The sequence below is a fragment of the Streptomyces sp. NPDC085944 genome, assembly GCF_040686295.1.
Lineage (GTDB): Bacteria > Actinomycetota > Actinomycetes > Streptomycetales > Streptomycetaceae > Streptomyces > Streptomyces salinarius.
Window position 1 is genome coordinate 28,994 of the sequence record NZ_JBFBJX010000017.1, and the last position, 12,362, is coordinate 41,355.

General features: G+C 74.7%; 12 protein-coding genes and 3 pseudogenes. 7 read left to right on the plus strand and 8 right to left on the minus strand.

What is annotated here, in order from left to right; genetic code table 11:
- Nucleotides 1-149: 149 nt before the first annotated feature.
- Nucleotides 150-671: a hypothetical protein gene (locus AB0P07_RS28810; protein WP_365555651.1), complete on the plus strand. Its 522-nt coding sequence runs from the start codon at nucleotides 150-152 to the stop codon at nucleotides 669-671.
- Between the two features lie 57 nt (nucleotides 672-728).
- Here the strand turns inward: AB0P07_RS28810 and AB0P07_RS28815 are convergent, their stop codons facing one another.
- Nucleotides 729-1,949, minus strand: a complete 1,221-nt coding sequence (locus tag AB0P07_RS28815; RefSeq protein WP_365555653.1) for an MFS transporter — start codon at nucleotides 1,947-1,949, stop codon at nucleotides 729-731.
- 536 nt (nucleotides 1,950-2,485) lie between these two features.
- On the opposite strand from AB0P07_RS28815, the gene AB0P07_RS28820 reads away from it, so the two are divergent.
- On the plus strand, nucleotides 2,486-3,523 hold the full coding sequence (locus AB0P07_RS28820; protein ID WP_365555655.1) for an NAD-dependent epimerase/dehydratase family protein: 1,038 nt from the start codon (nucleotides 2,486-2,488) through the stop codon (nucleotides 3,521-3,523).
- A gap of 82 nt (nucleotides 3,524-3,605) precedes the next feature.
- On the opposite strand, the gene AB0P07_RS28825 is transcribed toward AB0P07_RS28820, so the two are convergent.
- The 3 genes and pseudogenes from AB0P07_RS28825 to AB0P07_RS28835 form a co-directional block, all read right to left on the minus strand.
- A complete protein-coding gene (locus AB0P07_RS28825) occupies nucleotides 3,606-4,169 on the minus strand; it encodes a hemerythrin domain-containing protein (RefSeq protein ID WP_365555657.1) in 564 nt (187 codons plus the stop codon).
- Between the two features lie 98 nt (nucleotides 4,170-4,267).
- Complete coding sequence (locus AB0P07_RS28830) at nucleotides 4,268-4,801, minus strand: DoxX family protein (protein ID WP_365555659.1); 534 nt, start codon at nucleotides 4,799-4,801, stop codon at nucleotides 4,268-4,270.
- A 160-nt stretch (nucleotides 4,802-4,961) separates the two neighbouring features.
- Nucleotides 4,962-5,324 (minus strand): annotated as a pseudogene (locus AB0P07_RS28835) (hypothetical protein); the annotation flags it as partial.
- A 123-nt stretch (nucleotides 5,325-5,447) separates the two neighbouring features.
- Between AB0P07_RS28835 and AB0P07_RS28840 the strand changes: the two are divergent.
- A complete protein-coding gene (locus AB0P07_RS28840) occupies nucleotides 5,448-6,131 on the plus strand; it encodes a GNAT family N-acetyltransferase (RefSeq protein ID WP_365555661.1) in 684 nt (227 codons plus the stop codon).
- On the opposite strand, the gene AB0P07_RS28845 is transcribed toward AB0P07_RS28840, so the two are convergent.
- Genes AB0P07_RS28845 through AB0P07_RS28855 form a run of 3 tightly spaced genes read right to left on the minus strand, consistent with a single transcriptional unit; the run spans nucleotide 6,110 to nucleotide 7,868 of the window.
- Nucleotides 6,110-6,835: a metallophosphoesterase gene (locus AB0P07_RS28845; protein ID WP_365555663.1), complete on the minus strand. Its 726-nt coding sequence runs from the start codon at nucleotides 6,833-6,835 to the stop codon at nucleotides 6,110-6,112. The two genes, AB0P07_RS28840 and AB0P07_RS28845, sit on opposite strands and share 22 nt — an antisense overlap.
- Nucleotides 6,835-7,158 carry a BON domain-containing protein gene (locus tag AB0P07_RS28850; protein ID WP_365555665.1) on the minus strand — a complete coding sequence of 108 codons (324 nt, stop codon included), beginning with the start codon at nucleotides 7,156-7,158 and terminating at the stop codon, nucleotides 6,835-6,837. Before AB0P07_RS28850 ends, AB0P07_RS28845 begins: the two co-directional genes overlap by 1 nt.
- Complete coding sequence (locus tag AB0P07_RS28855; RefSeq protein ID WP_365555667.1) at nucleotides 7,155-7,868, minus strand: nucleotidyltransferase family protein; 714 nt, start codon at nucleotides 7,866-7,868, stop codon at nucleotides 7,155-7,157. Before AB0P07_RS28855 ends, AB0P07_RS28850 begins: the two co-directional genes overlap by 4 nt.
- A gap of 157 nt (nucleotides 7,869-8,025) precedes the next feature.
- On the opposite strand from AB0P07_RS28855, the gene AB0P07_RS28860 reads away from it, so the two are divergent.
- The 4 genes and pseudogenes from AB0P07_RS28860 (at nucleotide 8,026) to AB0P07_RS28875 (ending at nucleotide 11,021) form a co-directional block, all read left to right on the plus strand.
- Complete coding sequence (locus AB0P07_RS28860) at nucleotides 8,026-8,334, plus strand: hypothetical protein (protein WP_365555669.1); 309 nt, start codon at nucleotides 8,026-8,028, stop codon at nucleotides 8,332-8,334.
- A 140-nt stretch (nucleotides 8,335-8,474) separates the two neighbouring features.
- Nucleotides 8,475-8,771 (plus strand): annotated as a pseudogene (locus AB0P07_RS28865) (cytochrome P450); the annotation flags it as partial.
- A gap of 1,155 nt (nucleotides 8,772-9,926) precedes the next feature.
- Nucleotides 9,927-10,088: pseudogene (locus AB0P07_RS28870) on the plus strand (cation/H(+) antiporter); the annotation flags it as partial.
- 489 nt (nucleotides 10,089-10,577) lie between these two features.
- Nucleotides 10,578-11,021, plus strand: a complete 444-nt coding sequence (locus AB0P07_RS28875; protein WP_365555671.1) for a hypothetical protein — start codon at nucleotides 10,578-10,580, stop codon at nucleotides 11,019-11,021.
- A gap of 97 nt (nucleotides 11,022-11,118) precedes the next feature.
- Here the strand turns inward: AB0P07_RS28875 and AB0P07_RS28880 are convergent, their stop codons facing one another.
- Nucleotides 11,119-12,291, minus strand: a complete 1,173-nt coding sequence (locus AB0P07_RS28880; RefSeq protein WP_365555673.1) for an alpha-lytic protease prodomain-containing protein — start codon at nucleotides 12,289-12,291, stop codon at nucleotides 11,119-11,121.
- Nucleotides 12,292-12,362: the final 71 nt, after the last annotated feature.

Here is a 12,362-nt window from a genome sequence, read left to right on the forward strand (position 1 = left end):
ACCCCGGGCCGGGGCACCGGTCGGCAGGACGGGATGTGGCCGAGGCCACGCCGCGCGCGAGAGCCGCGCCATGTCCCGCCGGGTGCGCCCCGGGCTACCGTTTCCAAGGACCCGTGTTCCCCACGACGAGCAGTTCGGACGGCCCGGCAGTGCACACAGATCTCTCCCCCGTCATCGCGGCGACCGCACAGTGGCTCCTGCGCGCCTACCCGGCCTCCGGCGGCGCGCTGGCCGACGCCCTGTGCGAGGCGCAGGCCCGGCAGGCCGTGACGGTCGCGGCCCGGCTGCGCTATCCCACCGCGATGGACGTGGCCCTGCTGGGCGTAGCGGGCCCCGGCGGGTCCGCCCGGCTCGACTGGATCACCGGCGCCGACGGCGCGACGTCCGCCGACCCGGACGCCTGGCGGACCTGGGTGGACGAGGTCATCGCCAGCTGGGCGGCCTGTCTGCTGACCGACCCGGCGCTGGCCGGGCCGGCCGTCGCCGCGCTGGCCGCGGGCGGCCCCGTGGCCGCAACGTCGGTGGAGTTCCGGCGCCTGCTCGCACCCGACGAGGCCGACCGCCGTGCGGCGGCCCTGCTGCGCCACCCGGACCTCGTCGCCCCCGTCGCCTCCCTGCACCACGCCCAGCTCGTGGCCCGGCTGGGTCCGGGCCAGGCCCTCGTCGCCTGAGCCGAGCCCGGCCGGGGACACGGCGCCCACCCCCGACGGGGGGACCGGGGAGCAGCCTCAGGCGGCCGTCTCCAGGTTCGCCACCGGGGACACCCGGGGCACCGTCGTCCGGCGTTCGCGCAGGAGGTGGCCGGCACCGATGGCGCCGGCGATGATCAGCCCGCCCGCGATCAGGGCGCCGCGCGCACCGGCCAGCTCCATCAGGAGGCCCAGCGCGGGCGGCCCGCCCAGGCTCCACACCGTGCCGATGCTGCCCCACACACCGAGCACCCGGCCCCGCATGTGCGCGGGCGGGTCGGTCTGCAGCACCGCGGTGCCGGCGGTGTCGGAGACGGACTCCACGACGGCCATCGGCAGCACCATCACCAGCAGGACCGCCAGCGACGGCGACGTGCCCGCCACCACCTGCAGCAGCCCGCCCGCCGCCGCCAGCGCGCCCACCACCCGTACGGACGGGCGGCGCAGCCGGGCGCCCAGTACGGCGCCGACGATGCCGCCCACCGCCAGCACCGTGGACACCGTGCCGAACGACCCGGCGCCGCCCGCGAGCGGCCCGGTGACCAGCACGGCCAGGGTCAGCTGGTAGTTGCGCCCGAAGACGGCGCTCACCCCCGTGACACCCGCCAGCGCCAGCAGCCGGGGCCGGCGGACGAAGAAGGCCAGTCCCTCCCGCACGCTCATGGTGTCCCGCGTACCGCCCTCCTTCGCTTTCGCCGCGGGCCCGGCCGCACCGCGCACCGGTCGCAGGAAGGGGATCACCGAGGCCACGAACAGGAACGACAGCCCGTTGGCGGCGTAGGCGGCGGCCGTGCCGAGGAAGCCGACCGTCACGCCGGCGAGCGCCGCGCCCGTGAGCCGGCCCGCCTGGTGCACCAGCGCGCCCACCCCGATCGCGGACGGCACGTCCTCGCGCGGGACGAGGTCGTTGCCCAGCAGGGAACACGCCGGGCCGTCCACGGTGGCGATGACACCGGTGACGGCCGCCAGCACCATCAGCGAGGTCAGATCGAGCCGGTCCAGAGCCACCATGAGCGCGGTCACGAAGGCGACCGAGCCGAGCAGCGCCTGACTGACCGCGGCCGTCAGCCTGCGCGGCCAGCGGTCGACGGCCGCACCGCCGAACACGCTGATCAACAGGGCCGGCGCGGCCTGGACCGACATGGACAGGCCCGTCGCGGCGGCCGACCCGGTGATCTGCAGGACCAGCAGGTTCTGCACGGTCAGCTGCATCCACGTACCGGCGTTGGACACGAAGTTCGCGACCGACCACCAGCGCATGCTGCGGTACCTCAGGGACCGCCACGGCGAGGTGCTCGCAGGCCCGGACGGCGCGGGGGCGGGAGGCGGCGGGGCAAAAAGGGAGGAAGGAGACACGGGGCGCCACTCGAAGGCGGGTCACGGGACCCGGAGGGGGACAGGAACGGGAACGAGTAGGCCGGCTGCGTTGCACGGCCGTTCCACTGAGCCGGAGACGGCGCCGACCATCGTGGCAGAAGGAACCGGCGAGTCGTCGCCGCCCCGTACTCCGGCCCGGCGTTCGGACGGGCCAACCGTCGCCGCCCGCTCCGCACTTGGTGAACCGAGTGGGCTTGATCACAGCACTCGGCCGCAGCACCGGGCTCCGCGGGGCGGGACTTCGGCCGTGACCGCGGTCACGGCCAGAGGGCCCGGCGGCCGAGCGCCGGCGCATGTGAGTGCCCCGGTGGGGCACTCGGGGCACGTTTTCGGCGCTCCGTGAGCGCACGGGTGCGCACACCGCGAACGCACACCGCGTCGCTCCCGCGGCGCCTCGACGAGGAGGAAAGGTCGTCCTCATGATGCCGACGGCGGCGTTCAGCCCACGGGGGGAGTCCCGCGCGCCCTGGGGCCGGGTCCTGGTGACCGGCGGCGCCGGATTCCTCGGCTCCCACTTGTGCACCCGGCTGCTCGACGCGGGCGCCGAGGTCGACTGCCTGGACAACCTCTCCACCGGACGCGCGGAGAAGGTGGCACACCTGGCGGGCCGCTCCGGGTTCCGCTTCCTGGAACGGGACATCTCCGAACCCGGCTGCGCGGACGTGCTCCCCGGCCCCTACGACCTGGTCCTGCACCTGGCGGGCCCCGCCTCCCCGGCCGCCCGGCCCGAGCGGCCCGTGGAGGTCCTCGAGGCCGGCAGCCTGGGCACCCGTAACGCGCTGGCCGTCGCCGGCCGGGACGGCGCCCGGTTCCTGCTCGCCTCCTCGCCGCCGGTGTGCACCGACGCCCGCGGCGACGGCACACCGGACGACGCCGACCCGGTCAGGCCCCACCGTGTCTGCGCGGACGCCGTCCGGTTCGCCGAAGCCCTGATCGCCGCCCACGCGGGCGCCCACGGCGCGAACGCCGGGATCGTCCGGCTGTTCACCGGCTACGGACCCGGCATGCGGACGGACGGCGCGGGGATGCCGGCCGCCGCCATCGAACAGGCGCTGGCCGGGCGGCCGGTCACCGTCCCCGGGGACGGCGGCCGCAGACACCCGCTGTGCTACGTCGACGACATGGTCGACGGCATCCTGCTGGTCGCGGCCGGACGTTCCGTGCGGCCGGTGGACATCGGCGGCGACGAGGAGCCCACCGCCGCCGAGATCGCCCGGCTGGTGATCGAGCTGACCGGCTCCGACTCGCCGCTGGTGTTCGTCGAGGACGCCGGGGACGGGCGCGCCGAGCCCCGGCCGGTCACCGGCTTCGCCCGCGAGATCTTCGGCTGGCTGCCGAGCGTGACCTGGCGGGACGGCCTGGAACGCACCGTCGCCGCCCTCCGCGAACGGCCCGATCCGCTGCCGACGGCGACCGGCGAGCCGACGCAGGAGCGGACGGGGGAGTGGCGGGCGTAGGGACGGGCGTCGTCACGCGGCGCGTGCGAGGGGCCCGTCGCCGTGGCGACGGGCCCCTCGCACGGGTGGAGGCGGTGGCCGCTCAGCCGGACTTGCCCCGCCCCGACAGCGCGTCCCGCACCCGGTCGACCATCCCCGCACCGGGGGCGAGCAGCTTGTTCATCGGGGGCTTGTCCGGGGTGGACGGGTGCGGCCGGGTCGGCGCCGTCTTCTTCGCCTGCCGGACCTTCTCGCCCAACTGGTTCAGGGCGTCCGCGGGGCACGCCTCGCGCAGCCTCGGGAACAGATTGCCCTCCTCGTCGGCGACGTGCTCACGGATCTCGCTCATCAGCTTGCCGATCAACCGGTCGAACTCCGCGTCGTCCGCGGCACAGCCCTCCAGGTCCTTCATGATCTGCTCGGCCCCGGCGTGGTCCTCGAGCTCCTTGTCCGCGAGGGCGTCGCCGTTCGCCACGTGCTCACGAACGGCCGGGTAGAGGTACGCCTCCTCCGCCACCGAGTGCCGGACCAGCTCGATCGTGGCCTGATCGGCGTACAGCTTGCGGTCCTTGTGACCGGACGGCAGTGCCTCGATCTTGCCGAAGAGCTCCTCGACCTCACGGTGATCGGTCGTCAGCTCGTCGATGACGTTTCCTCCGTGTCCCATGTTCCACCTCCAGAAGGTCGTGGCGGTCGCGGGACCGATCCGCCACGGAAGCATTCGGGCGACCGGGTCCCCCCGTGCGCGGTGGGCTAACGCCCGGTTCAGGCGCCCAGCCCGGCGCGGACGCCGCCCGCGCGGGCGGCGGGCCCGGCCGTGGCGCGGGCCGAACGGTGCACCAGGTGGGCGTCGTGCCGCAGGCCCTGGGCGGCGTGCCGGCCGCGCCACAGCAGCGACGGCGCGCTGCCCGTGTCGTCGGCGGCGATCAGCAGCCCGCCCATCATGGACAGGTTCTTCAGGAAGTGGATGCGCTGCTGGGCGCGGTCGGAGGGGTCCTCCGCGTTCCAGTAGCGGTGGGCCGCCAGCGTGGTGGGGACCAGCGTCGCCGCCAGGGCCAGCGCGGCCAGCCGCGGACAGCGGCCGAGCCCGAGCATCAGGCCGCCCACCACGTGAACGGCGCCGTTGAGCCGTACGAGTTGCTCGGTGCTGTCCGGCAGCACCGGCACGCGGTCGGCCACCGGCCGCACGATCGGCTCGGCCGCCGGGGCCACGTCCTGCGGCCTGCGCAGCGACTGCAGGCCGCCCGCGACGAACATCGAGGCGAGCATCGGCCGGCCGGCCAGACGCAGAAGACTCATGACGCTGTCTCGCTCTCTCCGAGGGGGTGTCAGGGTCGACGGGGCATCAGCGGGGTGTGGCCCCGTTGGGATCATGAGGTGCCCCCGGCGGTCGGCGCCATTCGGCGTCCGGTGCGGCGCCGGTGTCCGCCGGCACCGCACCGGACGGGGAACACGCAGGTCACAGACTGGTGAGAATCTGGGGCGACAAGTTCTTGATCATGGTGTTGGTCCAGCGCATCTGGCGCAGTGACCGGGGGCGGCACGCGGAGGCGAGCGCCGGCAGCCCGCTCTCCTTCGACGCCTGGGCGGCCTGGGCGATCGTCTCCCAGTGCAGTGAGTTCTCCGCCGCGGCGACGTGCAACTCCCGCAGGAGCAGCAGGCCGGGTTCCGGCCGGTGCGCGACCGCCTCGGACGCCTTCTCGCGCAGTGTCGCGAGGACGCCGTCCGGCGAGTGGTCCGGCGGGTCGCCCAGCCGCACGCCGTGCTCCGCGCCGGCCTCGGCGAGTCGCCGTACGTGCTCGCGGGACCAGCGGGCGAGGTCGGCCTCCTGCCAACCGCCGTCCGCGTGACGTCGTTCCGCCGCGCTGCGGGCCGCGGGTGCCCGGGCGGGTGCGATCGAAGCGAACCACTTGTGGGAGCGCTCCCAGAGGGGCAGGATGCTGCGGTGACAGCGACTGCCTCCGTGCGCCCCTATCGCCCCGCCGACGCCCCGGCCCTCGACGACATCTGCGTCCGGACCGCGCACAACGGCCGGGACAGCCGGCCCGTGTACGCCGACCCCGCCATCCTCCCCGCCATCTTCGCCGCCCCCTACGTCCACCTCGACCCGGACCTGGCCTTCGTGCTGGACGACGGGGAGGGCCGCGCCGTCGGCTACATCCTCGGGACGGCGGACACCGCGCGCTTCGCCGAGGATTTCCGGACCGAGTGGCTGCCGCGGGTGGCGGACCGCTACCCGGCGCCGCAGGGCCCGCCCGGCATCCGCACCCCGGACGAGGTCATGGCCGGGCTGCTGCACGACCCCGAGCGCATGGTCGTGCCCGAGCTGGCCGCGTACCCGGCCCATCTGCACATCGACCTGCTCCCCGACTGGCAGGGGCAGGGCCACGGCCGGGCGCTGATGCGGACGTTCTGGCGCGCGCTGCGCGAGCGCGGCGTCCCCGCCGTCCACCTCGTCATGGCCACGGCCAACACACCGGCCAGGGCCTTCTACGACCGGCTGGGCTTCCACGAGATCGCCGCGTCCGGGCTCGACCCGGCGGACGTCACCTGCCTGGGGCGTACGACGCAGGACGCGGCCGGACCTGGCGGCAGGCGGCGGGACGGTCAGGCCGCGACCAGCCGGTAGACGTTGAAGGCCCGGCGGATGACCGGCTGCGCCACATTGCGCACCCGGACCCCGCCCGCCGTCATCCCGTGCTCCGCACCCAGGTGGGCATGACCGTGGACGGCCAGGTCGGCGCCGGCGGTGTCGATGGCCTCCGCCAGCAGATAGCTGCCGAGGAACGGATGGATCTCCGGCGGCTCCCCGGCGAGCGTGTCGGCGACGGGGGAGAAGTGGGTCAGAGCCACCCGCGCCGCACAGCCCGCCTCGGCCAGTTCCTTCAGTGCGGCGTGCAGACTGTCCGCCGAGCGGCGGGTGGTGCGCACGAACTCCTTCATCACCGGCTCGCCGAACTCGCCCGCGCTGCGGCCGACGAACCCGCCGCCGAACCCCTTGACGCCCGCGACCCCCACCCGGCCCCCGGCACAGTCCACGACGGTGTTCTCGCCCTCCAGCACCGTCACGCCGGCCTCCCGGAGGACGGCGGTGACCTCCTCGGGCTGCTCGTCGTGGTGGTCGTGGTTGCCGAGGACAGCCACCACCGGCACCGGCAGGTCGCGTACCTCCCGGGCGACCACCCGGGCCTCCTCCGGTGTGCCGTGCCGGGTGAGGTCCCCGGCGAGAAGCAGCAGGTCGGCACAGTCGGGCAGGGTCTCGAACGCGGGCCGCAGCAGCCCCTGACTGTCGGGTCCCATGTGGATGTCCCCGACGGCGGCGACGCGGATCATCACAGCTCCTCGGCATGGTCGGGGCTGGTGGTCTCCGCCACCACGACGTCCGTGTGCACGGTCAGCCCGGCCAGCTCCTCGCGGGCCACGCGCAGCACGGTCTCCCGGCACCGCGCCGAGGGCACCGTGCCCGTGACCGCGACCGCCCCGGCCCGGATCTCGGCCCGCACGCCGAGCTCACCGAGCTCCTCCGCGGCGAGCCGCTCCTGCAGGTGGGCCACCCGGTACTCGACGTTCTCGGGGTTTTCGAGGGGTTCGGGGCTCCCGCCGGCGGAGGCGGGTCCGCTCGCCGCGGGCCCCTGGTGTCCTGCGGGGTCGCTCATGGCTGCTCCTCCTTCGGGGCGGTGGCCGCGGGGCCGGCCGGGGGAATGATCTCCAGCCGTTCGAGGATGAAGAAGAAGGCGGCCGGCATCGGGGCGTCGCCGCAGTCGCGGCGCAGCGCCTCCCAGTCGATCTTCTCGCGCAGCGTGCGGGCGATCGGCAGCACCGCACCGAAGTCGCAATGGTGCTCCGAGAAGGCCGCCAGCAGACCGTGCAGCAGATCGGTCGGCGCCAGGACCGGCATCAGCACCGAGTCGACCGACAGCTCCCGTGCGCGGGACAGCAGCTCCGTCGTCACGGGTTCGTGCGCCAGCTCGAAGATGAGGTCGACCTGCTGCCCCAGGCAGTCCGCCTTGAGCAGCCAGTCCTCGGGCGGCGTGTATACCGCGAGCCCCGCCTCCCGCAGCGTCGCGGCGACGGCGTCCACGTCCTCGGGCCGGATGCAGAAGTCGACGTCGTGCTGGAGGTTCTGGGTGCCGCCGTGCGCGTACACGGCGACGCTGCCGGCCAGTGCGAAGGGGTGCTCCGACTTCTTGAGGATCGAGCCCACCTGCTTGGCGGCCTGGAGGATCGCCTGATTGCGGTCGAGGGGGAGGTCCTCGTGAGGTGCCTCGTGCCGGGGACGGCCGGGGCCCGGGTCCCCGGCGGCCGGGTGCAGCTCGGAGACGCCGGCGCGCCTGTCGTGGGCGTGGTCGTCGGCGGGCTGCCTCATCGCTGTCCCCTTCCCGGGCCGGCGCCGTCGCAGGAGCGGGGCGGCACGGACCGACCCCGCGCGAACGGGTACCCGGCGCCGTACCGCCGACACCGCGCCCCGTCGCCGGTGCCCGGTGTCGGGTGCGTGGTGCGGGGATCGCGGGCACTCGGTCGCCATGAGCGACGAGCGCGTGCGGCAGGAGAACGACCCGGCCGGCCGGACCGTGGAACGGCTGGTGGCGGCGTGGCTGGCCGAGACCGAACGGCACGACCCCGAGGCCGCGGGGCAGGCGCGGGACGGATGGGAGCGGGGCGCGCTGTCCGAACGGGCCGCGCAGGACCTGGCCACCTGGGTCACCGCCCGGGTGACGGACACCGGGTTCACCGAGGACGAGGGCCCCTACGTGGCAGGAGAAGTCAGGATCACACCCTCGGACAAGGACACCGTCCACGCCTGGCTGCGCGCGCGGGGCAACGCCGTGTGAGGGAGGCCGAAATCCGCTCCCGCCCGCTCCGTTGCGCCGGCTGTCAGCGCCGGAGCGGGCGCGGGTACGCCGGCCCGGCCTTCGAGGGCGGCCGCCACTCGAACATCAGCAACGTCGCGTCGTCCCGCGGCTGCCCCTCCCTGTACGGGCAGAACCACGACGAGGAGCTCTGGGGCGACCCGTACTCCTTCCGGCCCGCGCGGTTCCTGGACCGGCCCCCCGGCCCCGACGCACTGATCCCGCAGGGCGGCGGCGACCCCGCCGGCGGTCACCGCTGCCCCGGCGAGCGCATCACCGTCGGCCTGCTCCAGGTGCTGGCCGTGCGGTTGGCGCGCCTGGAGTGCACCGTCCCCGAGCAGGACCTGCGGATCCCGTTGCACCGCATCCCCACCCGCCCCCGCAGCGGCTTCGCCGTCACCGGCGTACGCGCACCCTGACGACACGTCACGCGCACCCGTGCAGGACCGGTTGGCTGATCGTTTGCAGCCGTCCGGGTGTGCGGTCGCCCCCGGGCGGCGGAAGCGGTCATCACCCGAATGGCCCCCGCACGCTACTGGTCACGGCCGAACCGGTGTCTCCTGGAAGATGTCAGCGGCGTCCAGGCTGGGAGGCCGATCATGTACGAAATGTGCGTGGGCCCGGAGAAGGCGGGCGGAGCGTTGGTGTGGCACGTACTGGCCAAGCAGGCCGCGGCCACACTCTGCGGACAGCAGCTCCGCGAACGCAGAGAAGCATCCGACGGTGAACGGGCGCGACACTGCCCGGACTGCATGGCTTCCTTCGAGAAGTTGATGGCAACCACACCGTGCTGACGGACCGTCCGCAAAACGTCCGCCCCGTCGCCTCCCGCGGCGGGGCGGACGGCAATTCCACGCCGGGCGCACGGGGATGCGGCGGAAGACCGGTCCGGTCCGTGGCGGGTGTCAGTCGAAAGGAGGGCGCCGCCACCGAGGTTGACCGCGAGGGACCAGTGGGCCTCCACGGCCCGGCAGGGCCGGCCGGGAAGCAGCGAGCAGGAGCGCGGCCCCTGACGATCACTCGGTTGGTGCAGTGTCGTGGTGGGGAGCGCGGGAAGACGCCGGTCATGCCCCGCCGCGCGCCGTCCTCCCGCGCCCGGGGCGGCAGGGCGCGCCGCGGCCGGGATCCCCGAGTCGGCCGCGGCGCCTCCTCCTCGGGCCGCCGAGCGGCTCTCCTGCCCGACAGGCCGACGGGTGCCGGCCCTCGGACCAGTTGGGTGTCGTCCCCGATGGCCGCGCGGCCGCCCGGCGTGCGACCTGGACCGACGCCGCGCTCCGGGGCTCTTTCGGGGGCCGGCGGACGTTTCCGGAAAGCCCTGCCCCTCCCGTTCGCGGGCGCTTCCGCATGGTTCGGTGCGGTGTGCCGTGTGCACCGGGGTGCCGGGACGGCGGCTGGTCACGGTGGCGTACGCCGCGGACGCGGCCCGCGCGCGGATCCTCGTCGTGCGGGCTCGTGACCGGCCCCCGACGTGGCCTCACCCCGACGACGACCAGCCCGGCAACGAACGACTGCGCAGCGAACAACCAGTCGAGTCAAGCCCTCCCGGCCCTCCGCGCGGGTGAAGGCGGTGACCCGTGGGACACGCTGACACCCTGCGTGCCATGGGCGGTGCCTTCGTGGCCGCCGCGTTCCTCGCCCGCCTCGGCGGCAGGATCGGACTTCCGACGATCCCCCTGTTCAGGCTCGCCGGCATCCTGCTCGGTCCGCGCACCCTGGGCTTCGTCCTGGTGGAGGACGCGCTGATTCTCGCCGCCGTGGCCGCGGGCGCCGGACTGGACGCGCGGCTCGCGCCCTTCAACGCCGGCTACGTACTCGTCCTCGCCGTCCTCGGACCCGTCGTCGCGGGACGCGCCCACCTGCTCGCCGACGCGCTGCGGGCCGCCGGCCGGCGGCTGCCCGGGACGACCGCACCGGTCGCGGTGCCGGGCGGCGGGACCGGCGAGGAGACGGAGGCGGACGGGGGGCCGGTGCCGGCCGGGACCTCCGCTCCGTCCGTCTCCTCGCCCGCCTCGGGGCACGCGGAGGCGGGGCGGTAGAAGCCTCGCTGTCCGCGCACGCGGCGGCGGAGCGGTTGGCCGAAAAGGGTGTCCCGGCAAGGTCACACAGGTGGCCGGTCGTCGTCCCGGGCGGAAGGGCACCGCCTGTCCCGGTGGGACAATCTGCCCACAGGGCCGTTGTCGCGACGCCGTGGTCGGACGCGTCCGGGATGGGAAGGAGCCGTCAGCATGATCGAGTGGGTGCCCCTGGGCAGCGGTGCCAGACCGGTTCCCAGGCCGGTCGCGGCTCCCCTGGTGTGGGCGGGAGCGTTCGGCGGCGCCCTGTTCCTGGTCGCTGTCCTCAACGGCACCGTGGGCTCGGGACGGCCGGGTCTCGCCCTGGTCGTGCTCTCCCTGCTGGCGGCCCTGCTCGGACTCTGTGCCCGGTTCACGGCCGCGCCGGGGACGGCCGTCTTGTGCTGGCTCTCCCTCAACGGCTTCGCCATACCGCCGGCCGGTGTCCTCACCTGGGCCGACCGGCGGGACGCGTTCTGGCTGGCCTGCCTGCTCGGCGCGACCCTCGCCGGCACGGCGCTGGCCCGTCTGGTCCACGCGCGGGCCGCCTACCGCCGGCTGACCACGGCGACGGTCCTCGACGGACCGGAGCCGGGGGCCGGTCCCGGCGACGTCTGAACCGCCCGCGTACCCGGTCGGGGCGGGGCGGCCCGGAAACCGGCGGTGCGGGAGGGCCGGACCGGTGCACGGCCCGCCCCTCCCCGCCCCCGCCGGATCAGGCCGTGTGCAGGGTCAGGCCGTAGCGGTTCAGGATCTCGTTGACCGGCTGGAACCAGGTCTCCCCGCCGCCGGAGCAGTTGCCCCAGCCGCCCGAGGTGACGCCCTGCGCCTGGTCACCGCTGATGAAGGAGCCGCCGGAGTCGCCGGGCTCGGCGCACACACTGGTCTTGGTCAGCTGGTGCACCACCGAGCCGTCGCTGTAGTTGACCGTCTCGTTGCGGGCGAGCACGGTGCCGCAGTGCCAGTGCGTGGTGGAGCCGGAGCGGCAGATCGAGGCGCCCACGGGTGCCACGTTCGAACCGCGCACGAGCTGGTCGGAGACCGTGCCCCAGCCGAGCACGACCGGCACGGTCCACCAGCCGCTGCCCACGCTGACCCACGCGTAGTCGTTGTCGGGGAAGGACGAGCCCTGGAACGTGCCGATGTACGAGCGGTCCCAGCCGCTGACACCGGCGCCGGCCCGGCCGCAGTGCCCGGCGGTGACGAACCCGCCGTGCACCGAGAAGCCGATGGAGCAGCGCACGTTGCCGGTGTAGTAGGGGTCGCCGCCGACGGTGCCCGCGGCGAAGGTCCGCGGGGCCGACGGCACCGAGCGCACCGTGACCGGTCCCGCCTCGCGGGCCTGCTTCAGGAAGTCCTGGACATCGTTGTCAGAACGGTCGCTCGCGACCACGTCGACGACCACGGTGTTGGCGCTCTGGTCCACGCGCCAGCTGCTGACGCCCGCGGGTGCGTCGAGGCGGTCGACGCGTGCCTTGGCCGCGTCCAGCTGCCGCGCGCTGTGCTCGACGGTGCGCACCTGTGCCCCGGTCGCGCGGACCGCGCGGAGGGTCGAGGGTGCGGCGTCCGAGGTGACGGCCACGGTCAGTTTCCCGGCGTCGGCGTCGAACCACGAACCGCCGAAGGCCTTTCCGGCGGCCCGGCGTGCCACCGGTTCCAGTGCCGTGGCGTCGCGTTCGGCCGCGAGCCGGCTCTCGGCCTCGGCCCGGGTGAGGCCGAAGTCGTGCCGCATGGCCTCCAGGAGGCCGGCGGAGGCGGGCTGCTCGTTGGCGGAGGGGGAGGCGGAGGGGGCGTCGGCCGCCGAGGCCGGCAGGGTGCCGACCGCGGTGAGGCTGCCGAGCACGAGGAGGCCGGCCAGGCCGAGGCGCCTGAGTCTGCTGCGTCTCACGGGAGTTGCCCTTCGTCGTTCCAGCAAGGTGGGGGTGGAACAGATGGCATGGAACAACCGCGGTTTGAGAG